The organism is Isoptericola halotolerans (assembly GCF_003003075.1).
Taxonomy (GTDB): domain Bacteria; phylum Actinomycetota; class Actinomycetes; order Actinomycetales; family Cellulomonadaceae; genus Isoptericola; species Isoptericola halotolerans_A.
Genome location: NZ_PVTX01000002.1, coordinates 340,301 through 360,409, shown reverse-complemented (window position 1 = coordinate 360,409; position 20,109 = coordinate 340,301). Strand labels below are relative to the sequence as shown.

At 73.3% G+C, this 20,109-nt stretch carries 22 protein-coding genes; 12 read left to right on the top strand and 10 right to left on the bottom strand.

The window, feature by feature from the left end; translation table 11 throughout:
• Nucleotides 1–25: 25 nt before the first annotated feature.
• Nucleotides 26–577 (top strand): TetR/AcrR family transcriptional regulator, encoded by a 552-nt coding sequence (locus BCL65_RS04900; protein ID WP_106265730.1) that lies wholly within the window; start codon nt 26–28, stop codon nt 575–577.
• Nucleotides 578–586: 9 nt separating this feature from the next.
• On the opposite strand, the gene BCL65_RS04895 is transcribed toward BCL65_RS04900, so the two are convergent.
• Entirely contained in the window at nt 587–1,198 is a 612-nt protein-coding gene (locus BCL65_RS04895; RefSeq protein ID WP_106265728.1) for a TetR/AcrR family transcriptional regulator, read from the bottom strand.
• A gap of 120 nt (nt 1,199–1,318) precedes the next feature.
• Between BCL65_RS04895 and BCL65_RS04890 the strand changes: the two genes are divergently transcribed.
• Nucleotides 1,319–2,263, top strand: a complete 945-nt coding sequence (locus tag BCL65_RS04890) for an alpha/beta hydrolase family protein (protein ID WP_106265726.1) — start codon at nt 1,319–1,321, stop codon at nt 2,261–2,263.
• A gap of 15 nt (nt 2,264–2,278) precedes the next feature.
• Here the strand turns inward: BCL65_RS04890 and BCL65_RS04885 are convergent, their stop codons facing one another.
• Nucleotides 2,279–3,094: an NmrA family NAD(P)-binding protein gene (locus tag BCL65_RS04885; RefSeq protein ID WP_106265724.1), complete on the bottom strand. Its 816-nt coding sequence runs from the start codon at nt 3,092–3,094 to the stop codon at nt 2,279–2,281.
• A 25-nt stretch (nt 3,095–3,119) separates the two neighbouring features.
• Entirely contained in the window at nt 3,120–3,548 is a 429-nt protein-coding gene (locus BCL65_RS04880) for a Rid family hydrolase (protein ID WP_106265722.1), read from the bottom strand.
• Nucleotides 3,549–3,643: 95 nt separating this feature from the next.
• Between BCL65_RS04880 and BCL65_RS04875 the strand changes: the two genes are divergently transcribed.
• Entirely contained in the window at nt 3,644–4,153 is a 510-nt protein-coding gene (locus tag BCL65_RS04875) for a MarR family winged helix-turn-helix transcriptional regulator (RefSeq protein WP_106265720.1), read from the top strand.
• 38 nt (nt 4,154–4,191) lie between these two features.
• A complete protein-coding gene (locus BCL65_RS04870) occupies nt 4,192–4,986 on the top strand; it encodes an alpha/beta fold hydrolase (RefSeq protein ID WP_106265719.1) in 795 nt (264 codons plus the stop codon).
• A gap of 39 nt (nt 4,987–5,025) precedes the next feature.
• Here BCL65_RS04870 and BCL65_RS04865 read toward each other — a convergent pair whose 3' ends face one another.
• Genes BCL65_RS04865 through BCL65_RS04855 form a run of 3 tightly spaced genes read right to left on the bottom strand, consistent with a single transcriptional unit; the run spans nt 5,026 to nt 9,029 of the window.
• Nucleotides 5,026–5,568 (bottom strand): hypothetical protein, encoded by a 543-nt coding sequence (locus tag BCL65_RS04865; RefSeq protein WP_106265717.1) that lies wholly within the window; start codon nt 5,566–5,568, stop codon nt 5,026–5,028.
• Nucleotides 5,558–6,064, bottom strand: coding sequence for a pyruvoyl-dependent arginine decarboxylase (locus tag BCL65_RS04860; protein WP_106265715.1), 507 nt, complete (start codon nt 6,062–6,064; stop codon nt 5,558–5,560). Before BCL65_RS04860 ends, BCL65_RS04865 begins: the two co-directional genes overlap by 11 nt.
• Nucleotides 5,964–9,029, bottom strand: a complete 3,066-nt coding sequence (locus BCL65_RS04855; RefSeq protein ID WP_125206454.1) for a response regulator — start codon at nt 9,027–9,029, stop codon at nt 5,964–5,966. The genes BCL65_RS04860 and BCL65_RS04855 overlap by 101 nt, the downstream gene beginning before the upstream one ends.
• An 81-nt stretch (nt 9,030–9,110) precedes the next feature.
• Between BCL65_RS04855 and BCL65_RS04850 the strand changes: the two genes are divergently transcribed.
• From BCL65_RS04850 to BCL65_RS04840, 3 genes are all read left to right on the top strand, one after another.
• Nucleotides 9,111–9,497 (top strand): response regulator, encoded by a 387-nt coding sequence (locus BCL65_RS04850; protein ID WP_106265711.1) that lies wholly within the window; start codon nt 9,111–9,113, stop codon nt 9,495–9,497.
• Entirely contained in the window at nt 9,494–9,865 is a 372-nt protein-coding gene (locus BCL65_RS04845) for an Hpt domain-containing protein (RefSeq protein WP_165799905.1), read from the top strand. Before BCL65_RS04850 ends, BCL65_RS04845 begins: the two co-directional genes overlap by 4 nt.
• 203 nt (nt 9,866–10,068) lie before the next feature.
• Nucleotides 10,069–10,455, top strand: a complete 387-nt coding sequence (locus tag BCL65_RS04840; protein ID WP_106265707.1) for a hypothetical protein — start codon at nt 10,069–10,071, stop codon at nt 10,453–10,455.
• Here BCL65_RS04840 and BCL65_RS04835 read toward each other — a convergent pair.
• The 3 genes from BCL65_RS04835 to BCL65_RS04825 are packed head-to-tail and all read right to left on the bottom strand — an operon-like array spanning nt 10,431 to nt 12,569.
• Nucleotides 10,431–11,273 carry a response regulator transcription factor gene (locus tag BCL65_RS04835; RefSeq protein ID WP_106265706.1) on the bottom strand — a complete coding sequence of 281 codons (843 nt, stop codon included), beginning with the start codon at nt 11,271–11,273 and terminating at the stop codon, nt 10,431–10,433. The two genes, BCL65_RS04840 and BCL65_RS04835, sit on opposite strands and share 25 nt — an antisense overlap.
• Nucleotides 11,274–11,319: 46 nt before the next feature.
• Nucleotides 11,320–12,006, bottom strand: coding sequence for a hypothetical protein (locus BCL65_RS04830; protein WP_106265704.1), 687 nt, complete (start codon nt 12,004–12,006; stop codon nt 11,320–11,322).
• On the bottom strand, nt 12,006–12,569 hold the full coding sequence (locus BCL65_RS04825) for a CGNR zinc finger domain-containing protein (protein ID WP_106265703.1): 564 nt from the start codon (nt 12,567–12,569) through the stop codon (nt 12,006–12,008). The genes BCL65_RS04830 and BCL65_RS04825 overlap by 1 nt, the downstream gene beginning before the upstream one ends.
• 26 nt (nt 12,570–12,595) lie before the next feature.
• On the opposite strand from BCL65_RS04825, the gene BCL65_RS04820 reads away from it, so the two are divergent.
• The 3 genes from BCL65_RS04820 (at nt 12,596) to BCL65_RS04810 (ending at nt 16,720) form a co-directional block, all read left to right on the top strand.
• Nucleotides 12,596–12,820, top strand: a complete 225-nt coding sequence (locus tag BCL65_RS04820) for a hypothetical protein (RefSeq protein ID WP_106265701.1) — start codon at nt 12,596–12,598, stop codon at nt 12,818–12,820.
• 52 nt (nt 12,821–12,872) lie between these two features.
• On the top strand, nt 12,873–13,709 hold the full coding sequence (locus tag BCL65_RS04815) for an alpha/beta fold hydrolase (protein ID WP_106265700.1): 837 nt from the start codon (nt 12,873–12,875) through the stop codon (nt 13,707–13,709).
• A 287-nt stretch (nt 13,710–13,996) separates the two neighbouring features.
• A complete protein-coding gene (locus tag BCL65_RS04810; protein ID WP_243400758.1) occupies nt 13,997–16,720 on the top strand; it encodes a pectate lyase family protein in 2,724 nt (907 codons plus the stop codon).
• A gap of 98 nt (nt 16,721–16,818) precedes the next feature.
• Here BCL65_RS04810 and BCL65_RS04805 read toward each other — a convergent pair whose 3' ends face one another.
• Nucleotides 16,819–17,505 (bottom strand): sulfotransferase family protein, encoded by a 687-nt coding sequence (locus BCL65_RS04805; RefSeq protein WP_106265697.1) that lies wholly within the window; start codon nt 17,503–17,505, stop codon nt 16,819–16,821.
• A gap of 145 nt (nt 17,506–17,650) precedes the next feature.
• On the opposite strand from BCL65_RS04805, the gene BCL65_RS04800 reads away from it, so the two are divergent.
• Both BCL65_RS04800 and BCL65_RS04795 read left to right on the top strand, forming a co-directional pair.
• Nucleotides 17,651–17,956: a hypothetical protein gene (locus tag BCL65_RS04800; protein WP_106265695.1), complete on the top strand. Its 306-nt coding sequence runs from the start codon at nt 17,651–17,653 to the stop codon at nt 17,954–17,956.
• A gap of 113 nt (nt 17,957–18,069) precedes the next feature.
• Entirely contained in the window at nt 18,070–20,034 is a 1,965-nt protein-coding gene (locus tag BCL65_RS04795) for a DUF1349 domain-containing protein (protein WP_125206455.1), read from the top strand.
• Nucleotides 20,035–20,109: the final 75 nt, after the last annotated feature.

The window sequence follows — 20,109 nt, the reverse complement described above, 5'->3', positions numbered from 1 at the left end:
GTAGACCTGCCCTGAGGAGGTGTCGATGCCCCCCGCGACCCGTGACCGTGGACTCGAGGCAGCCGTGGAGCTGCTCGGCGCGGAGGGTGTCCGCGCGCTGACCCATGCGCGCGTCGACGAACGCGCCGGCCTCCCACCGGGATCGACCTCGAACTGGTTCCGGACCCGCCGGGCGCTGCTCGGTGGAGTGGTCGACTGGATCGCCGAGCGCGAGCGTGCCGACTTCGCCCCGGCGGCGCTCGCGGTCTCGGACGTCGCCGAGCTGGCCGAGGGCCTGTGCGCGATGACCGAGCAGCAGGCCGGGCCGTTCGCCGTGCGCACCCGTGCCCGCTACGCGCTCTTCCTCGAGCTCGCCGACGACCCCGAGCTCGGCGCCCCGTTGCGGCAGCAGCGGCGACAGTTCGAGCGGTGGACGGAGGAGATGGTGAGAGCGGTCGGCATCGCCGACCCGCAGCCCGCGACGAGGGCGCTCATGGCGCTCTGCGACGGCCTGCTCCTGCACCGACTGACCGTGGACCCGGAGCTCGACGTGCGTCCCGCCGTCGAACGCGCTGTGCGCGCCCTCGCGGAGTCCTGACGCCGTGGATCAGGCGTCGCGGTCACCGACGGGGGCCAGCACCCCCGAGATCAGCAGCTGCACCAGCTCGTCGGCGTCGTAGCGCGGGTCGGCCGCTGCGCCGATGCACAGGTTCCCGACGCCCTTGAGCACCGTGTACGCGTCGGCCGGCGAAGCGCTGGCGCCCCGCTCCGCACGGGCCGCGTCCAGGAGCGAGCCGCAGACCGGGACGAGGCGATCGACGAAGTACCGGTGCAACGCGTCCGGTCCGGCGTCGTCGGCGTGCAGGGCACCCGCGAGGCCGTGCTTGGTGACCAGGAACTCGACGAACAGGGCGACCCACGCGCGCAGCGCGACCTCGGGCGTCGGGCTCTCCGCGAGCAGCCGCGGCCCTGCCTCGGCGCAGGCCTCGACCTGGTGCCGGTAGACCGCGACGACGAGCTCCGCGCGGGTCGGGAAGTGCCGGTAGAGGGTTCCCACCCCGACGCCGGCCTTCGCCGCGATCTCCCGCACCGGGGCGTCGACACCGGAGGTGACGAAGACCGCGGCCGCCGCCTGGAGCAGGTCCTCCTGGCTCCGGCGGGGCCGCCCCGCCGGCCTGGCCCGCGCGGCAGGCTGCTGCTCGGGACCGGGGTGAGACATGGGCCCTCCTGGGGTCGACGACGCAGGCTTGCGTTTCGGAACAGCGTTCCGTATCGTGGTGGAACAGCGTTCCGATAACCAGTATCGCAGAGCGCCGCACCCCTCAGGGAGGAACCTGTCATGACCACCTCGATCGTCGACACCCTGGACGGCATCGTCGGCACCGGCACCCCGGTCGTCTCCGTCGCTCCCCTCGAGCTGTCAGCCCCGCACCGACCCGTCCCGCTGGAGGTGCGTGTGTCCGCCCCGGCGTCGGGCACGAACCTCCCCGTCGTGCTCCTGTCCCACGGCAACGGGTGGAACCTCGACGGCTACGCGCCGCTCGCGGCGTTCTGGGCGTCCCGCGGCTTCGTCGTGGTCCAGCCCACGCACCTGGACTCGCGCCGCCACGGGTTCGGGTTCGACCACCCCGTGTTCCCGACCATCTGGACGGAGCGGATCGCGGACCTCACCCGCGTCCTCGACCAGCTCGACACCCTCGAGGCCGCGGTCCCGGGCCTCGCCGGCCGGGTCGACCGCGACCGGGTCGCCGCCACCGGTCACTCCTGGGGCGGGCAGACCGCCCAGACGCTCCTCGGTGCACGGATCCTCGACGAGTCGGGTCGGGTCGGTGAGGACCGGTCCGACAGCCGCGTCACGGCGGGCGTCCTGCTGGCGGCGACAGGGCTGGGCGGCGACGAGCTGCACCCCTTCGCGCAGGAGAACTTCCCGTTCATGCGCCCCTCGTTCCAGGAGCTGACCACCCCGACGCTGGTCGTCGCCGGCGACCGTGACCAGTCCAAGATGTCGAGCCGTGGACCGGACTGGTTCACCGACGTCTACACGCACAGCCCCGGTGCCACCGACCTCCTCACCCTCCACGGCGCCGAGCACGGGCTCGGCGGGATCGCCGGGTACGAGGTGGCCGAGACCACCGACGAGAGCCCGGAGCGGGTCGCCGTCCTGCAGCGTCTGACCACGGCCTACCTCCGGACCGCGCTCGGCGTGGACGAGGACGCCTGGCCCGCCGCGCGGGCCGCGTTCAGCGGTGCCCCCGACCCGATCGGGCGCGTCGACCGCAAGTGAGGCAGGAGGGCCGGCCTACGCCGCGTCCGCGACGAAGCGCTCCAGGGACCGCGCCGGGTGGCCGGTCAGCCGGGACACCGTGTCGGTGACGAGGGCGAAGTGCCCGGCGCGTACCCGCTCGTAGGTCAGCGCGGTCAGGTCCCGCTCGAAACCGCTCAGGCCCTCCAGCGACCCCTCGGTCCCCGGGTCGGTGTAGCGGACGGTCCGGCCCAGGGCCGCCGAGAGGCGTGCCGCCGTCCGGGCCGGCGGCACGGCCTCGGGGCCGGACAGCTCGTAGGTCTGCCCGACGTGCCGCTCGTCCGTCAGCGCCAGCTCGGCCACCTCGGCGATGTCACGCGTGTCGATCCACGCCATGCGGGCGTCCGGGTGCGGGAACGCGAACCGGCCCTCGGCGATCTGCTCGCCGAAGAACCGGGGGTCCGTGAGGACCTGCATGAACCATCCGGGCCGCACCATGGTCCACGACCGCCCGCTCTCACGGACGGCGCGCTCCACCCTCGCCGACCAGCCCTCCGAGCCCGACTGCTCCGGGTCGCGCTCGGAGAGCAGCACGACGTGCGTGGACGCCGGGGTGGTGGCCAGGAAGGACGCGACGAGATCGGGTGCGTCCTCGCGGAGCGGGACGACGACGAACACGGCGTCGACCCCGTCGGTCGCGCGAGCCCAGCCTTCCGGCCGGTCCCACGAGAGCTCGACCGGGACCACCCGGTCGTGGTCCACGAGCGCGGGGTCGCTGCTGCCGCCCCACAGCTCGACGTCGTCGCGCGGTGCCAGCCGGTCGGCCAGCGCCGAACCGGTCTTGCCGCGGACGCCGGTGATCAGGATGCGCATCGTGGGACCTCCGTGGGGGTGCGGGTCAGGAGTCGGTGGTGGGCGGTGTGATCGCGGTGACCCGGATCTCGACCCGCATGCCGACGGCGCCGAGCGCGGCGACGCCGATCTCGGTCCAGACCGGTGCACGCTCGCCCATCCGGAGCCGGAACTGCTCGGTCATGACGGACGTGTGCTCGTCGCCGATCTCGTCGGTCGCCGTGGGGACGTGGAAGCTGTCGACGGCGACGACGTCGCGCCACGTGGCACCGGCCAGCGCCAGGGTCCGCTCGACGTTGTCGAAGGCCTGGACGATCTCCTCCCGCAGGTCCTCGGGGAAGTGGAACTCGTCGTCCCAGCCCCCCTGGCCGGAGAGGTGGACGGTGTCGCCGATCCGGACGGCCTGCTGGTAGTGGAGCTGCTCGCGCAGCATGTCGCCGTAGCCGGGGGTGACGAAGAACTGGGGCTCGATCATCGCTAGCTCGCTCTCATTGGTTCAAGCATGAACTGAAAGGACGATCCGAACGTAGCACGGTTCACTTCATGCCAAAAGTAATCTAGGGTGAGGGCATGCCCCAGCCGACCCAGGACGAACAGGTCGACGAGGCCGTCGACGGCGGGCAGCGCTGGCTCTCGCCGAGCGAGAAGGAGGCGTGGACCGGCGCGGCCTCGTTGATGCTGCTGCTGCCGGGCCGCCTCGACGCGGCGGTGCAGCGTGCGGCCGGCCTGAGTCTCTTCGAGTACCTCACGCTGAGCCACATGTCGGAGGCCGAGGACCGCCGCCTGGTCATGAGCGAGCTGGCCTACCTCACCAACGGCTCGCTCCCCCGGCTCTCCAACGTCATGAAGAGGTTCGAGGCGCGCGGCTGGGCGCACCGGTACCCGGACCCCGAGGACCGTCGCTGCACGATCGCGGCGCTCACGGACGAGGGTTACGCGAAGGTGGTCGAGGCGGCCCCCGCCCACCTGCGCTCCGTGCGCGAGCACGTGCTCGACCCGCTGACCGCCACCGACCAGCGGGCGCTGGCCCGGATCGCCGCGAAGCTGCGCACCCGACCGGAGGACTTCCCGGCCCCGTGAAGCGGTGAGCGTCACGCGGTCGCCCACAGGAGGTTGTGATGAGCGAGTCAGGCCCTCGGCAGGTGCACGCGCCGGACGGCGCACGGATCGCGGTGTGGAGCAGCGGCTCCGGCCCACCGTTGCTGCTCGTGCACGGCACGATGTCGGACCATCGGCGGTGGCGCATCACCGACCTCCTCGCCGGCGACCGGACCGTCCACGCGATGGACCGGCGCGGTCGCGGCGGCAGCACCGACGGTCCGCGCTGGGCGCCCGAGCGCGAGGTCGAGGACGTCGTCGCGGTCGTGGACGACCTGGCCGCCGAGGCGGCGCAGCCGGTGGACGTGCTCGGGCACTCCCTCGGCGGGTACCTGGCGCTGCGTGCCGCTGCCCGCACGCCCCACGTCCGCCGTCTGGTGCTCTACGAGCCGGCGCTCGTCGAGCACCCCCCACCGGCCGACGTCGTCGCACGCCTGCAGGTGGCGTCCGACGAGGGCCGGTACGTGGACGTCGTCGACCTCATGATGCGCGAGGTGCTGCACATGCCCGACGACGAGATCGCCGCGCTGCGCGACCAGCCGAGCTGGGCGGCCCGGGTGGCCAGCGCCCCGACCGTCCCCCGCGAGGAGAGCGTCCCGCTGGTGCTGGCACCGGGTGAGGCGGCCGCCGTCACGGCACCCACCCTGCTGATCCGTGGCGGGGACAGCCCCGCGTTCCTCCAGGACGCGGTGCGCACGGTGGCCGAGTCCGTCCCGGACTGCGAGGTCGTGGCGCTGGAGGGCCACCGGCACGTCGCGGACCAGACCGATCCGGAGATGTTCGCGGCCGTCGTCCGCGACTTCCTCCTGCGGTGACGTCCCCGGCCCGGCGACGTCCCGCACGGGCAGCCCCGATCAGTGGAACGTCGTCGCGTAGTACGTCTGCCGGTCGACCTCCTCGACGGTGACGTCCCGCGTCCGTTCCAGGTGCCGGCGCAGGTTGTCGGCGAACCGCAGCCCGTCGTCGTTGAACCGGGACACGTCGTAGGCGCAGACCACGCGGTGCTCGGCGAGGTGGGCGACGAGCGCGTCGATCATGTCCATGAACGTGCGCGTCGCCCGTCGTCCGGGGTGCGCGAGCGTGTAGCCGATGTACCAGACGGCGCCGCGCGCCGCGTGCTCCGGGTACCGGGCGGCGAAGAACTCGGGACTGACCCACGGCACGGCGGCGAGGTCGGTCGCCAGGGTCGTCATCCCGACGGGCTCCCCGGCGTCGTCGTGGGCGAGCAGCTTGAGCACGCGGGGGTCGGCCATCTCCTCGTCGAACTCCTCGCGGTGCAGCACGTGACGGGCGGCGGCCCGCGTGCGCAGCGGCTCGAAGGCGTCCAGGTACAGCTGCCAGAAGCTCTCGGCGACGTCGCCGCCGAGCGTCGGCTCGAACGTGACGTCAGTGGCCATCGGCGATCGCCTCCCAGCCGGCCCGCCGGAAGGTCGCGACGACGACGGCGCACACGGGCAGCGAGTCGCACGTGATGCCGGTGATCAGGCGGCCGCTCGGGTGGTAGATGCCCCCGCGCGACGCGGAGAGGTCCTCCAGGCTGTGGATGAGGTCGGTGGCGACCTGCTCGTGCGAGGGGCCCTCGTGCTCGACGAAGAGCCCGGCACCGCTGCCGTCGTCACGGAGCGACCAGGCGACGCCCGCCCACGCCTCGTGCCCGGGCAGCGAGGCGTGCGCCTCCGCGTACACGCAGTACAGCGCGTCCCCGTGCTCGCCGACCAGGGCGTCCTCGGCGTCCACCTCGAGGATCGTGCTGCCGGGCGGGACGACGGAGCTCAGTCGGATGAGGTTGAAGTCACCGACCCCGGCGGCGACCAGGGCGGCGTCGAAGGCTGCCAGCGTCGTCCGGCCGGTGCCGGTCCCCTTGCTGATGCGGATGGTCAGGTTGGCGCTCATCGGTTCCTCGGTGGTCGGGATCAGTTCTGTCTGGGGCGCCGCGGCCGGCGACGGAGTCCAGGAGGTCCAGCACCGGGCCCAGGAGGGCCTGGGGTGCCGTGCGTTCCTTGGCGAGGAAGACGGTACGGCCCAGGCGGAGGTCCTCGCGCTCCTGCATGCCGACGGAGGAGCCGGTGTAGACGACGAGCGGGACCTGCCGCAGGCGCCCGTCGCGCCGCAGGTCGCTGACCAGCGCGTTGCCGGTGCCGTCCGGCAAGGAGAGGTCGAGCAGCAGGAGGTCCGGCTCCACCCTGGCGAGCGCCTGCCGTGCCTCCTCGACGGAGCGGGCCTGGGTCACGGCGAGCCCGCCGCTCTCGAGCACCGTGGCCACGACGCGACGCAGGTCGTCGTCGTCCTCCACGACGAGGACCTGCTCGTGGTGCGGGTGCCGCCGGGCGACGTCGCGCACCGTGCCGGCGAGCTGTGCCGGGTCGACGGGCTTGACCAGCCAGCCGTCGGCCAGCGAGGCGGCCTCCCGGGCGTCGGCGGGCCGGGTCCCGGACACGACCACCACGGGCACCCGTGCCGTCGCGGCGGTGCGCCGCACCTGCGCCAGCACCTCGGCGCCGTCGGTGCCCGGCATCGCGAGGTCCAGGACGATCGCCGCCGGATGCTCCGCGGCGATCAGCTCGATCGCCGTCCGGCCGTCCGTGACCCCGAGGACGGTGAAGCCACGTTCCTCCAGGACGGTGCTCAGGACGTCGACCACGTAGGGGTCGTCGTCCACGACGACGACGCGCGGCGGGCCTGCGGCGTCGATGTCCTCGGCGGTCTCCTGAGCGGCCAGGGACGACGGCGGAGCGTGGGTGCGCGTCGCGGGTTCGCCGTCGGCGGTGCGCGGCCCGGACGGCGCGCGGTGCGGGTCGACGCGACGCAGGGTGAAGCGCAGGCTCGCCCCGGTCCCCTCGCCGTCGCTCACGGCCCACATCCGGCCGCCGTGGCGTTCGACGATGCTGCGGGCGATGGGCAGCCCCAGGCCGGTGCCGCCGCGCTCGCGGGCGTCGGAGGCGTCGACCTGCTCGAACCGGCGGAAGACGGCTTCCAGCTTGTCGGGCGGGATCCCGCGGCCCTGGTCGTCGACGCGCACCTCGACCATGTCCCCGACGGGCACCACGCTGGTGCGCACCGCGCTCCCGGGCGGGGAGAACTTCACCGCGTTGGACAGCACGTTGACCAGGGTCTGGACGATGCGGTCCGCGTCGGCGCTGACGACCTCGGCGGACGGGTCGTGGTCGAGCGTGACCCCGGCCTTCTCGGCGAGGATCGCGACCTGCTCCTCCGCGGAATCCAGCAGCGTCTCCACCCGGTGGTCCGCCAGGTCCAGCTGCGTCGACCCGGCCGCCATGCGTTCGATGTCGAGGATGTCGTCCACGAGCCGGCCGAGGCGCTCGCTGCTGGTCAGCGCGATGTGCACCATCCGTTGCGCCCGCTCGGGGTCGTCGCCGAGGACGCCGCTGTCCAGCAGGCCGAGCGAACCGCGGATCGACGTGAGCGGGGTGCGCAGCTCGTGGCTCACCACGGAGACGAACTCGTCCTTGATGCGCTCCATCTCGCGGCGCTCGGTGACGTCGCGGAAGACGACGACCGCCCCGCGGATCGTCCCGTCGTCGCGCAGCGGGCTGGCGGTCACCTCGACCGGCACCTCCTTGCCGTCGAGCCGGAGGTAGACGTCCTGCTCGGCGGTGGTGGTGACGCCGTCGCGCACGGCCTCGGTGATGTAGCAGCCCTCCACGGGGTAGGGGGTGCCGTCGGCGTCCGTGGCGTGGAAGGTGGCGTGCACGTCGCACCCGACGAGGTCGGCCGGCGTCGCGCCGAGCGTGCGGGACGCCGCCGCGTTGATGAAGGTGAGCCGCCCCGCGGCGTCCACGCCGTAGATGCCGTCCGCGACGGACTCGAGCGTGCGCTCGCGCTCGCCGGCCAGGGCGCGCAGCTGCGCGGTACGGTCCTCGACCCGGCGCTCCAGGCCGTGCCGCAGCGACTCGTTGTCCACGACGACGAGGATCTGCCGGATCACCACCGCGGCCAGCACCGCCACCCACAGGGCGTCCGCCACCCACGGGACCCCCTCGCCCGACCGGACCACCCGGACCAGGGCCGCCGCGAGGAACAGGGAGAACGTCACCACGGTGCCGAGCACCGGCGAGCCGTCCCCCGGACGCCGGCTGTCGATCGGGCTCCCGGACGCCGCGGGGTGGCGCGCGGCGACGGCGATGGCGGCGTACCCGCCGATCCAGCCGAGGTCGACGGGGCTGCCGAAGGTGAAGCCGCCGCTGGCGGAGAACAGCGCGAACGCGACGTCGGCGACGGCGTAGAGCACGAACCCGCTGCCCACGAGGACCAGGGGGACGCGTTCCTCGGCGCTCGACCGCGTCATCACGAGCACGGCGAGCGTGGCGAGCAGCGCGTCCACCACGGGCAGGGCGTAGGCGCTGACGGCGGGCTGGGCGGTCCAGTCGCGCCCGCCCAGCACGACGGCGAACACGGCGATGTACAGCACCGACCCGCCGACCACGACGCTGTCGAGCAGCATGCGCACGATCTCCTGGCCGCGCGGTCGCACGGTGGGGAACAGGGCGAGGCCCACGACGCCCAGCGAGAGGGCGGCGATGTAGGCGATGTCGCCCGTCGAGGGGTCGCCGACGGCGGTGGCGTAGACGTTGCCCAGCAGGCCCACGATCCCGCCGAGGGACAGCGCTCCCCAGGCGCGACGACGTCGTCCGGTGGAGCGCACCGCGCGCCAGCCGCAGCTCACGGACGCGAAGACGGCGGCCGCGGCGAGGGCGGACTGGGACACCAGCTGGCGGGTCGCGGCGTCGAACGGACCCGCGAGCACGACGGCGAGCACGAGCATCACCGCCCCGGCTGCCCAGCACCAGCGGAGGAACAGTGCGTGCGCTCGTGCTGCCGCGCGTCGCGCCTCAACCATGGCCCGAGCGTAGGTGGCGGATGCCGATGGCGCCCGGGCGGGGTAGCGTCGGCCGGGTCCGGTCACGGGGGGACGGAGCAGATGGGAACGAGCCGACGCTGCGTGGTGGTGGTCGACGACGACCCGTCGATCCGCGAGGTCGCCGCCCTGTCGTTGTCCGCCGTCGGCGGGCACGACGTGCGCACGGCGGGCGACGGGGCCGACGGCGTCGAGCTCGCTCGTCAGGTGCGGCCGGACGTCATCCTGCTGGACGTCATGATGCCCACGCACGACGGCCCCACCGTCCTGGCCCGGATCCGGACGATCGACGTGCTGCGGGACGTCCCCGTCGTCTTCCTCACCGCGAAGGTGGGGGCCCAGGACATCCGCAAGCTCGACGGCCTGGGCGCGGTCGGGGTGATCACCAAGCCCTTCGACCCGCTCGCGCTGCCGCAGCGCCTCGCCGACGTGCTCGGGTGGGACGAGTGAGCGGGTCGGGGAGCGGTGTCCCCGAGGACGACGCGCTGGACGACGCCGTCGCGCGGCTCGCCCGCAGCGCTCGGCAGCGCAACCTCGGCCGGGCGGACCGGGTCCTGGAGCTGCTCGCGCCCTCCGGCGCGTCCCCCAGCGCGACCCCCGGCGCGACCTCCGGCGGTGCGGCGCCCGACCCGGCGGACCGCGACGAGGCAGCGCTGCTGTGCCACTCGATAGTCGGCTCGGCGGGGACGTTCGGGGACGACGAGCTCGCCGATGCCGCCCGGCACGTCGAGTCCGCGCTCCAGGACGGTCACCGGGACGGGATGCCGGCGGCCCTCGACCGGCTGCGCGCGACCGCGAGCGCCCTGCGAGGGCTCTGACACGACGCGCCACCGGTCGGGATCTTGAGGTGATCTTGAGGTGATCCTGATCGGAACGGCAGCCCTCCACGAGGTCGGGTGCTCAGCATCGAGGTATCGATGCCTCACTAGCCCGCGGAGCCGGACATGCCCGTACTGCTCTCGCACGACGCCGAGCCGACGTCCGCCGACGTCGGAGCCACCGTGCTGCCGTGGTGCCGGCCATGACCGGCCTCGATCCGCTCGCCGCCGTCGCGCGGGCGTGGCAGGACCTGATCGACGGGCTCGAGGGCGACGCGCCGGCGGTCGACCGGTTCGCGACGATCTGGCTCGAGCTGCTGCCGCGGCGGCTGACGTCCTGCCGACGGGCCCTGGCCCGCGGGGACGGCGAGCTGGCACGGGTGCGGCTCCTCAGCCTCCACAGCTCGGCGGTCATGCTGGGTCTGGAGGACCTGGCCCGGTCCACGGCGCGTTGCCAGGCGGCCCTCGACGAGGACGACCCCGGGCTGGAGACGGCGCGCGCCCTGGCCCGCGACGTCATGGTGGACGCGCAGGAGGCCGCGGCCCTGGTGTCGGCCGCCCTCGGTCAGGGTCGGTGGTCGAAGCGGTAGCCGACGCCGCGGACCGTCCTGATCCACCGCGGTGAGGCCGGGTCGTCGCCGATCTTGCGCCGCAGGTTGGCCATGTGGACCTCGACGCTGCGGCGGTCGGCCGGGGTCACGGGAGTACCGGTGTCGTACTCGTCGCCCCACAGGACCCGCACGAGGGTGTCCTTGGAGAGCACCCGGCCGGGCGCGTTGACGAGCGCGGCGAGCAGGTCGAACTCGCTGCGGGTCAGGTGGACCTCCACGTCGTCGACGTGGACGGTGCGGCCCGCCGGGTCCACCAGCAGCCCGTCGGCGTCCGCCGTCACCGTCAGCGCGGAGGCCGCACCGTCGGGCAGCGGCCGGGCCCCGGCGTGCGGTGCGTGGGCGGCGGCCGGTGCCGCGGCCGGGGCGGCGGCGGGCGGGACGTCGCGGCGGTGCCGGCGCAGGATCGCCTCGATGCGTGCCCGCAGCTCCCGTGGCCGGAACGGTTTGGTCTGGTAGTCGTCGGCGCCCGCGTCCAGGCCCATCAGGGCGTCGATCTCGTCGGTGCGCGCGGTCAGCATCACGACGTAGGTGTTCGAGACGGTGCGGATCTGGCGGCACACCTCGATCCCGTCGATGTCGGGCAGGCTGATGTCGAGCGTGGTCAGCAGGGGGTCGATCCGCGTCACCAGGTCGACCCCGCTGCGTCCGTCGACGGCGGTGTAGGTGGTGAACCCGGCCTGGGTGAGGACCTCCTCGAGCAGCGCACGGATCTCGGCGTCGTCCTCGACCACGACCGCGGTGCGGTCGGAGGCGGCGGCCGGGTCACGGGGGCGGCCCGGGTGGGGTCCAGCGGTCATGCCGCCACGGTAGTGGCCGGTTGCCCGAAGCGCACGGGTGCCATGCCTAGCCGTCCTCCCGGACGCCCGGCGCGGCCTCGTCCAGCGCGGTCCTGAGCGCGTCGAGATTCTGCCCGGCGAGCTCCTCGCCGAGCGTCGCGGCGCCGTCGTCGGAGCCGACGCCCCCCGGGGCGGCCGACGGCGAGACCACCGTCCCGGCGACCTCTCCCGCACCGATGACGCCGCCGTCGAAGGGCACGACGCTGTCGAGCCCGAGCGTGTTCCAGTGGGCCGGGACGGGCTCGGGCCCGTCGGGCACGGCGGGCTCCCAGAACAGCGCGAGGACGTAGCTGTGCCCGACCTCGAGCCGGGGGGTGCCCTCCGCGACGACCGGGACCTTCTCGCCCTCGTCGAGCGTCCATCCGCGGGCGACCAGCGGGAAGCGGCCTTCCGGAGCGCCGCGTGCCGGCTCCTCCGCCGACCAGACGACCTCGTCGAGGTGAAGGCTGACCTCGCGCGGCACGGTCGTCTCGCCGCTCTCCGCAGGGTCCTCGTCCTGCGGCACCTCCCGCTCGGCGACGACCGTCGCGACGACGACGTGGTCCGCGGACGCGACCCAGTCCGCCGCGGTGTCGTCGGGGTACCGCTCCGAGAGCCCTGCCGCGTCGGCGGGTGGGGTGGCCTCGTCGGCGCAGCCCGCCGTGAGCAGCGTCGCGGTGAGGGCGAGCGCGAGGGCCGTGACCGACCTGGTCATCACGCTCCCCTCCCGTGGCCGACCGGCTGGTGCCGGGCGCGCGCACGGTGACGCCGGACGGCGGCACGGTTGGCGCAGCGCACGGAGCAGTAGCGCTGACGCCCGTTCCGGGTGACGTCGACGACGACGGCGGCGCACGGGTCGCCCGGCTCCTCGCCCGCGGCGCACCGGTGCAGGCGGTGCATGCCGCGGGTGGTGAGGTGCAGGGCGGTGCCGACGCTGATGACGGCGTGCAGCACCCGCGGGAGCGACTGGTCCTCGTCGCGGTAGTGCAGGTGCCAGCCCTCGTCGTCGTGGTCGGTGAGGCGGGGGTAGGCCGCGGCGGCGGCCATCTGCGCGTTGAGCCGCCGGGCACGCTCCTCCGGGTCGGTGGCGTCGACGACGGCGAGCCAGTCGTCGACGACGCGGCGGGTGCGCGGGTGGTCGTCGGGCGCGACGGGGAACGTCATCGTCATGCCGAACTCGCGGGTCCGCGCCTCGATGCCGGCGCGGTCGCCGGGCCAGTCGTCCGCGAGGGAGGCGGCCAGGAGCACCGCGTACTCGCCGTAAGGGTTGAGGTGCACAAGACCATGACACCACGCTGGACCGCATGACGACACTCGAGGCGCACGGACAGGCGCACGGACAGGCACACGACCACCGGAGCACCGCGGCGTCGCCGCACGAGCACGGGTGGGTCGTGGAGTCCGGCCACACCGTCTCCACCGGCCGCATCCTCTACGTGCGGTGCGCCGGGTGCGGCGTGCGGCGCGTCGACCAGCAGGACGACCGCCGTCGTCCGCCGGTCGCGCTCAGCCGCGAGACGGCGCGGTAGGTTGCCTGCGCAAGCCTTGCTCGGACGCCGGTGTCACGACGAGAGGACCGCGATGACGGCACGGTACGACGTCGACCTGCCCGACGGACGCACGCTCGTGGTGCACGACACCGGCGCGCACACCGACGCGCACCGCGACGAGCCCGCCGTCGTCTGGCACCACGGGTCGCCCCAGTCCGGGGCGCTGCTCGCGCCGGTGGTCGCCGCGGCGGCCGCCCGTGGCCTGCGCGTCCTCTCCCCCGCGCGCTCCGGGTACGGCGGTTCGACCCCGGCGCCCGGACGGTCCGTGGCCGACGCCGCGGCCGACGTCGGCCACGCCCTCGACGCGCTCGGCGTGCCCGCCTGCCACGCCGTCGGCGCCTCCGGCGGGGGGCCGCACGCCCTCGCGCTCGCGGCGCTGCGACCCGACCTGGTCCGCGGCGTCGTGACCCTCGCGGGCGTCGCCCCGTACGACGGCACCGACGCCTGGTTCGCCGGCATGGCCGACGACGGCGGGCTCCGGGCCGCGCTCGGCGGCCGGGCCGCGCGCGAGCGGTTCGGCGAGACGGCCGAGTTCGACGAGACGAGCTTCACGGAGGCCGACTACGCGATGCTCGCCGGCTCCTGGGCCGGGCTCGGGGACGACGCCGTACGCGCCGGCCAGGAGTGGCCGGGAGGCCTGGTGGACGACGACGTCGCCTTCGTCCGGCCGTGGGGTGCGGCGCTCGCGGACGTGACCGCGCCCGTGCTGGTGGTCCAGGGTGGCGCCGACCGGGTGATTCCCCGCCACCACGGCGAGCTGCTGGTGACGGGCCTGCCCGCGGGCGAGCTGTGGCTGCGCCCGCGCGACGGGCACGTCAGCGTCCTCGGCGCCCTGCCGGTCGCGTACGACTGGCTGCGCGCGGTCTGACCCGTCCGCGGGTGAAACAGCGGGTGAACTTGCGCCCTGGGAAACCGATCTCTAGCATGAGAAACCGGTTCCTGATGGAGCCGACCTCATCTGGGTGTCTCGCTCCAGCGTCGGAGCCAGGCACGACAGGGGCTTCTCGATGAGGCCACGCGTCACCCGGGCAGTGCTGCCCGACGGCGGACGGTCCGCCTGGCGCGTCGCACCACCCGCCATGCCCGATTCGATGACGAAGTGAGGCAACGATGAGAAGAACAGCCGCCAGACGGCTCACCGCGGCAGGAGCCACGATGGCCCTCGCCGGGACGATGGGCATCACCGCCCTGTGGATGGCCGACGCCCAGGCCGCCACCGGCAGCGCCACCGGGTTCGCCACCCAGAACGGCGGGACCACCGGCGGCGCGGGCGGGCAGACCGTCAGCGCCAGCACCGGCACCGAGATCCACCAGGCGCTCTGCTCCCGTGCCAGCAGCGACACCCCGATCATCATCGAGGTCGAGGGCACCATCAACCACGGCAACACCAGCAAGGTGTCCGGGGACAGCTGCAACACCGCCGACGGCGTGATCGAGCTCAAGGAGATCAGCAACGTCACGCTGGTCGGCGTGGGCAGCGGCGCGCTCTTCGACGAGCTCGGCATCCACATCCGCTCGTCGGACAACATCATCCTGCAGAACCTGCACGTGCGGAACGTCAAGAAGTCGGGCTCCCCCACCTCCAACGGCGGCGACGCCATCGGCATGGAGAGCGACGTCAGCAACGTCTGGGCGGACCACCTCACGCTCGAGGCCTCCGGCGGCGAGTCCGAGGGCTACGACGCCCTCTTCGACATGAAGAACGACACCACGCACGTGACGCTGTCGTACTCGATCCTGCGCAACTCCGGGCGCGGCGGGCTCGTCGGCTCCAGCGACGGCGACACCGGCAACGGTCCCGTCACGTACCACCACAACCTCTACGAGAACATCGACTCCCGCACGCCCCTGCTGCGGGCCGGGACGGCGCACACCTACAACAACCACTTCGTGGGGCTGACCAAGTCCGGGATCAACTCCCGCCTCGGCGCGGAGGCGCTGGTCGAGAACAACTACTTCGAGGACTCCAAGGACCCGCTCGGCACCTTCTACACGGACGACATGGGGTACTGGGAGGTCAGCGGCAACATCTGGGACAACATCACCTGGTCCTCGGACGGCTCGGACAACCACCCCGCCGGGCCGAACCCGACGTCGACCACCTCGGTGTCCGTGCCGTACTCCTACCAGCTCGACGACGCCCAGTGCGTCCCCAACCTGCTCGCGGCGACCGCCGGCGCGAACAAGGGCCTCCAGGTCTCCGACGGCTCCTGCTCGCCGCAGAACCCCGACCCCACGCCGGACCCGGACCCGACTCCCGACCCGGACCCCACGCCGGACCCGGACCCGACTCCCGACCCGGACCCCACGCCTGACCCGGACCCGACTCCGGACCCGGACCCGACGGACCCGACGGACCCGCCCAGCGGCGAGAACCTCAGCATCGGTGCGGGCTCGGACGGCTCCTCCAAGGGTGACGGCACGAGCTACGGCAACGTCCGTGACGGCGACATGAGCACCTACTGGTCGCCGTCGGGCTCCACCGGCCGGATCTCGGTCAAGTGGGGCACCGACACCACGGTGTCCTCGATCAACATCCGCGAGGCCGCGGGAGCCGAGGGCAACATCGGTGCGTGGCAGGTCGTCAACCACGACAACGACGACGTGCTGGCCACCGGCAGCGGCGCCGGCGTCATCGACGTCCCGACGACGTCGCTGAGCAAGATCGACTTCGTCATCACCTCCTCGAGCGGCACCCCCCGGGTCGGCGAGTTCGAGACCTACGCCGGCGACCCGGGCACCGACCCGGCACCGGACCCCGACCCGACCGAGGACCCGACGCCGGACCCGGACCCGACCGACGAGCCCCAGCCCGGCGCTGACACCCTCTACGTGGCACCGGGCGGTTCCTCCGGAGCCTCCGGGACGGAGTCCGACCCGACCACGCTGACGGCGGCGATCGACCGGGTCGACGCGGGTGGCGAGATCTTCCTGCGGGGTGGCACGTACGACCTGGCCGACACCGTGACCATCGAGCCCGGCAACGACGGCACCGCGGGCGACCGCACGCTGCTCTCCGCCTACCCGGGCGAGACGCCGGTGCTCGACTTCTCCGCGCAGGCGGAGGACTCCTCGAACCGCGGTCTCGCCATCGGTGGCGACTACTGGCACGTCTACGGGCTCGTCGTCCAGCACGCAGGGGACAACGGCATCCTGCTCGGCGGCAACCACAACATCATCGAGCGCGTCGTGACCCGGTACAACCACGACACCGGGCTGCAGCTCTCCCGCCTGATCGCGGGCGCGCCGTCGGACCAGTGGCCGTCGCACAACCTCATCGTCTCGAGCGAGTCGCACGACAACGCCGACTCGGACGGCGAGGACGCCGACGGGTTCGCGGCCAAGCTCACCTCCGGGCCGGGCAACGTCTTCCGCGACACGGTGGCGCACCACAACATCGACGACGGCTGGGACCTCTACACCAAGTCCGAGACCGGGCCGATCGGCGAGGTGACCATCGAGAGCTCGCTCGCCTTCTCCAACGGCACGCTGTCGGACGGCTCGCAGGCCGGCAACGGTGACCGCAACGGCTTCAAGCTCGGGGGCGAGGACATCGAGGTCGACCACGTCGTCCGCGACTCGTACGCGGTGGACAACGGCAAGCACGGGTTCACGTACAACAGCAACCCTGGCTCGATGACCATCACCGGCAACGTGTCGATCGGCAACGAGGAGCGGAACTTCAACTTCGACGAGGGGTCGCACACCTTCAGCGGCAACGTGTCCTGCGACAGCGGCTCCAGCGACCGCTACTCCGGCACGGACGCCGGCGGCAACTCCTTCTGGTCCGGTTCGAACGGGTCCGCGTGCGGTCAGTACGCGGGCAACCTCGCCTGGTCGTTCGCGGCCGACGGCTCGCTCGACGTCACGTTCGGGTAGATCCAGGCGCAGTAGCGTGATTCGGGGGGCGGGGGCACGAGGGGTCCAGCAGCGGGCTTCTCGGGCCCTCGCCCACCACGACGCGCAGCGTTCGTCCGTCAGTCGGGCAGCTCGGGCACCTGGCTGCCTGCTGCGCGCACGCGGGCGAGTCGCTCGTCGTCCTTGCGGGAACGTGCTTCGTCGCGCGACCGGTAGTCGGCGGAGCTGTTGACGTGCGGGAAGGGGCGGCCCGGTAAGGCCATGCCGAGGGCGCGGCAGATCGGCTCCCAGCCGTCGCCCGGCTGCCACTCGACCAGTCGTTCGGGCGGGACCAGTGCTCGGACCTCCTGGAGCCGGCGGTGGTAGCCCTCCTTGACCGCGTGCGGATCGGTGATGTCGGTGAAGACATCACGGAAGAGAACCCTGAAGAGCGGGACCATCGGGTCGTCGGCGTCCCTGGCGAGCATCTCGCTGGTGCGGGGCAGGACGGTCGACGCCATGCTGCGGTACCAGACCTCCGGGTCGCCGCGGTGCGACAGCAGCACCGGAACGTCCGGGTTGGCAGCGGCGAGATCACGCCAGCAGTTCGAGAACGGCGCGTCCACTCCCGCGGCGTACCCGGCGAGAAGATCGTCCCAGTCGGGCATGTCGCCGTCGATGGCTCGGACCCAGGTGGCAGCGTGCTCGGGGTGGGCGAACACCTCGCTCATGTGGTAAACCGGCGCGTCCAGGAGGAACGCCAGCGCCTCCCGCAGCGAGGACGTCCCGGTGCGGGGCAGGCCCGCGCCGATCAGTCGTAGGGTCACGGCGGCAGTCTAGGCGCGGCTGCCCCTGTCCTCCGGGCGCGCCCCGGCTGATGGCTGTGGTGGCGTACCTGCTGGTGGAACCCGGCGGGTAGCAGCACGTCGGAGGACCTCGCCGTCTGGCGTGGCGACGCCATAGGCTCGGGCCATGAACGCTGACAAGGCTTCGACCGGCTCCTCGTCCGCCCTGACCCGGAGCTTCCTGACGATCGCGCTGGTCGAGGGCGCGCTTCTGGGCGCGGCGGTGATCCTCCTCGCACTGGACGTCATCCCGTTCAACGTCTTCCTCGGGGTGATCGCCGTGTGCGTGGCGGGCACGGGCATCGCGTTCCTGCGGGTGATCCGCGGGGCGCAGCGCACCGCCTCGTCCGACGCCGGACCGGACTCCGGCACGGGCGCACGCAGCACGAGCCCCGGCTCGACGATCGACCGGTCGAACCCCTTCACGCGCTAATAATGCGCATCATCTCGTTGACCTGAGTCGCGGGGCCTCCGGAGACTGCCGGTGCCGGGCACGTCCCGGCGCCGGTGGCGACGGTGCCGCCGGTCCTACCGACGGAGGTCACCGTGCACCCTCACCGCAGACGAAGCCGTCTGACCGGCCGCCTGGCGGCCGTCACCACCTCGCTGACGATCGCGCTCGCCGGAGCTCTCGTGGCGCCGTCGACCGCCGCAGCGGCCGACGCCGAGCCGGCGCTCCCCGAGTTCGCGTTCTCCGGCCGGGTCATCGACAAGGCCGAGATGGACTACAACCCGACGAACGAGTTCATCTTCCCGAGCATCTTCCACGCCGGTGAGCACCTCGCCGACCCGCTGGGCGAGTGGTACCTGTACTACGCCCCGCACGACTCCCCCGGCGGCATCTCGCTGCTGTACGCCGACTCGCTCGACGGCCCGTGGACGGAGTACGCCGAGAACCCGCTCATCGACAACGAGTGGCCGCCGCACTACGACCGCGTCTCCCACGTCTCCTCCCCGGACGCGGTGTGGGACGACGCCACCGGTCAGGTGCTGCTGTACTTCCACGGCGAGAACTCCACGACCCGCTGGGCGAGCTCGGCCGACGGCGTCACGTTCGACGACTCCGGCGTCGCCGTGACGAACGCCGACGGCGGCCCCGGCACCACCGAGACGTCGTACGCCCGGGTGTTCCCCCACCCGGACCCGGACTCGGCGTACCGCTGGGGGATGTTCTACATGCAGAACCGCACCGACAACATCCGCCGCATCAAGATGGCGGAGTCGGTGGACGGCAAGAGCTGGGACGTGCGGGCGGAGCCGGTCGTCGTCCCCGACGCCGCGACGGGGCAGAACGTGTCGGGCGGCAACCTGCTGACCTGGGAGGGGCAGCACTACCTCGCCTACCACGGCTCGTCGGGCGTCACCTATGCCCGTGCGATCGACCCGACGGTGACCGAGATCGGCCCCCAGCGGGTGCTGCACCGCTCGTCGGGGGTCGGGGACGACGTCGGACGCGTCGCCGCCCCGGAGGTGGTCACCGAGGGTGAGGACACCTACCTGTTCTACGAGTCGGGCGACCGGCTCGGCGCCACGATCGCGTACGCGACCAGGGTGGAGCCGACGCCGCCCGACCCCGACCCGCTGCGGGAGCAGTGCAGCGGCGCGGCGTCCGACGAGTTCGACGGCGCGGTGCTCGACGGCGCGCTGTGGGACGTCGTGAACCCGGGCGGTGCCCGGCACGAGGTGGCCGACGGCGCGCTGACCGTCCCCACGTACGGCACGGGCGTGGCGGGGGCGCCGTTCCCGGTGCAGGCCGTCCCCGACGGGCCCTGGGAGGTCACCACGGAGGTGGACGTCGACCCGCGCGAGCGCTACCAGCAGGCGGGCCTGATCCTGCACACCGCGGGCGACACGTACGCGAAGCTCGACTACGGGTTCGGGTCGAACGGCCTACGGTTCTCGTACATCTGGCGCCAGGACGGCGCGGAGCGGAACGCGTCGATCGACACCCCACCCGTCCCGGCCGGGACGGGGACGACGGTGTGGCTGCGCCTGACGAGCGACGGGACGAACGTCCTCGCCGCGGCCTCGACGGACGGGCGGGAGTTCGCGACCATCGGCCGTCCGGTCCCGCTGGCCGAGCTCGCCCCGACGGGCGTCGGGGTCTCGGCCCTGCGCGGGGCCACCGCGGCGCCCGAGATCGAGGCGACGTTCGACTGGTTCCGCTGGACGCCGACGGCGCAGGAGTCGGCCGCGTGCGACGCCCCGGACGACACCTGGGACGCCACCGCGGTGTACGACGACGGCGCGACGGTCGCGTACGACGGCGCCACCTGGGAGGCGCTCTGGTGGAGCAGCGGCGACGTGCCCGGGGCGAGCGTGCACGGGCCCTGGGCCGAGCAGGGGGCCGCATCGGGCTGCGGCACGGCGTGGACGGCGAGCGCCGTGCACCACTCCGGTGACGTCGTCGTGCACGCCGGGCACGAGTGGTCCGCCGCGTGGTGGACGCGTGGCCAGGAGCCGGGGGCGTCGCCGTGGGGTCCGTGGCAGGACGAGGGAGAGTGCGCCTGACCCGAGGGTGAGCCGGGCGCTCGGATAATGCGCAGGGAGGGGCCCTCAGCCGCAGCAGGACGCGGCTGGGGGCCC

Bases quoted from the DNA above. Each gene is read 5' to 3' on its own strand.
- BCL65_RS04895 (WP_106265728.1), bottom strand. From the start codon at position 1,198: ATGTCTCACCCCGGTCCCGAGCAGCAGCCTGCCGCGCGGGCCAGGCCG.
- BCL65_RS04855 (WP_125206454.1), bottom strand. From the start codon at position 9,029: ATGGTTGAGGCGCGACGCGCGGCAGCACGAGCGCACGCACTGTTCCTC.
- BCL65_RS04815 (WP_106265700.1), top strand. From the start codon at position 12,873: ATGACGGCACGGTACGACGTCGACCTGCCCGACGGACGCACGCTCGTG.
- BCL65_RS04840 (WP_106265707.1), top strand. From the start codon at position 10,069: ATGACCGGCCTCGATCCGCTCGCCGCCGTCGCGCGGGCGTGGCAGGAC.
- BCL65_RS04870 (WP_106265719.1), top strand. From the start codon at position 4,192: ATGAGCGAGTCAGGCCCTCGGCAGGTGCACGCGCCGGACGGCGCACGG.
- BCL65_RS04890 (WP_106265726.1), top strand. From the start codon at position 1,319: ATGACCACCTCGATCGTCGACACCCTGGACGGCATCGTCGGCACCGGC.
- BCL65_RS04835 (WP_106265706.1), bottom strand. From the start codon at position 11,273: ATGACCGCTGGACCCCACCCGGGCCGCCCCCGTGACCCGGCCGCCGCC.
- BCL65_RS04800 (WP_106265695.1), top strand. From the start codon at position 17,651: ATGAACGCTGACAAGGCTTCGACCGGCTCCTCGTCCGCCCTGACCCGG.
- BCL65_RS04820 (WP_106265701.1), top strand. From the start codon at position 12,596: ATGACGACACTCGAGGCGCACGGACAGGCGCACGGACAGGCACACGAC.
- BCL65_RS04880 (WP_106265722.1), bottom strand. From the start codon at position 3,548: ATGATCGAGCCCCAGTTCTTCGTCACCCCCGGCTACGGCGACATGCTG.
- BCL65_RS04850 (WP_106265711.1), top strand. From the start codon at position 9,111: ATGGGAACGAGCCGACGCTGCGTGGTGGTGGTCGACGACGACCCGTCG.
- BCL65_RS04810 (WP_243400758.1), top strand. From the start codon at position 13,997: ATGGCCCTCGCCGGGACGATGGGCATCACCGCCCTGTGGATGGCCGAC.
- BCL65_RS04830 (WP_106265704.1), bottom strand. From the start codon at position 12,006: ATGACCAGGTCGGTCACGGCCCTCGCGCTCGCCCTCACCGCGACGCTG.
- BCL65_RS04885 (WP_106265724.1), bottom strand. From the start codon at position 3,094: ATGCGCATCCTGATCACCGGCGTCCGCGGCAAGACCGGTTCGGCGCTG.
- BCL65_RS04875 (WP_106265720.1), top strand. From the start codon at position 3,644: ATGCCCCAGCCGACCCAGGACGAACAGGTCGACGAGGCCGTCGACGGC.
- BCL65_RS04860 (WP_106265715.1), bottom strand. From the start codon at position 6,064: ATGAGCGCCAACCTGACCATCCGCATCAGCAAGGGGACCGGCACCGGC.
- BCL65_RS04900 (WP_106265730.1), top strand. From the start codon at position 26: ATGCCCCCCGCGACCCGTGACCGTGGACTCGAGGCAGCCGTGGAGCTG.
- BCL65_RS04865 (WP_106265717.1), bottom strand. From the start codon at position 5,568: ATGGCCACTGACGTCACGTTCGAGCCGACGCTCGGCGGCGACGTCGCC.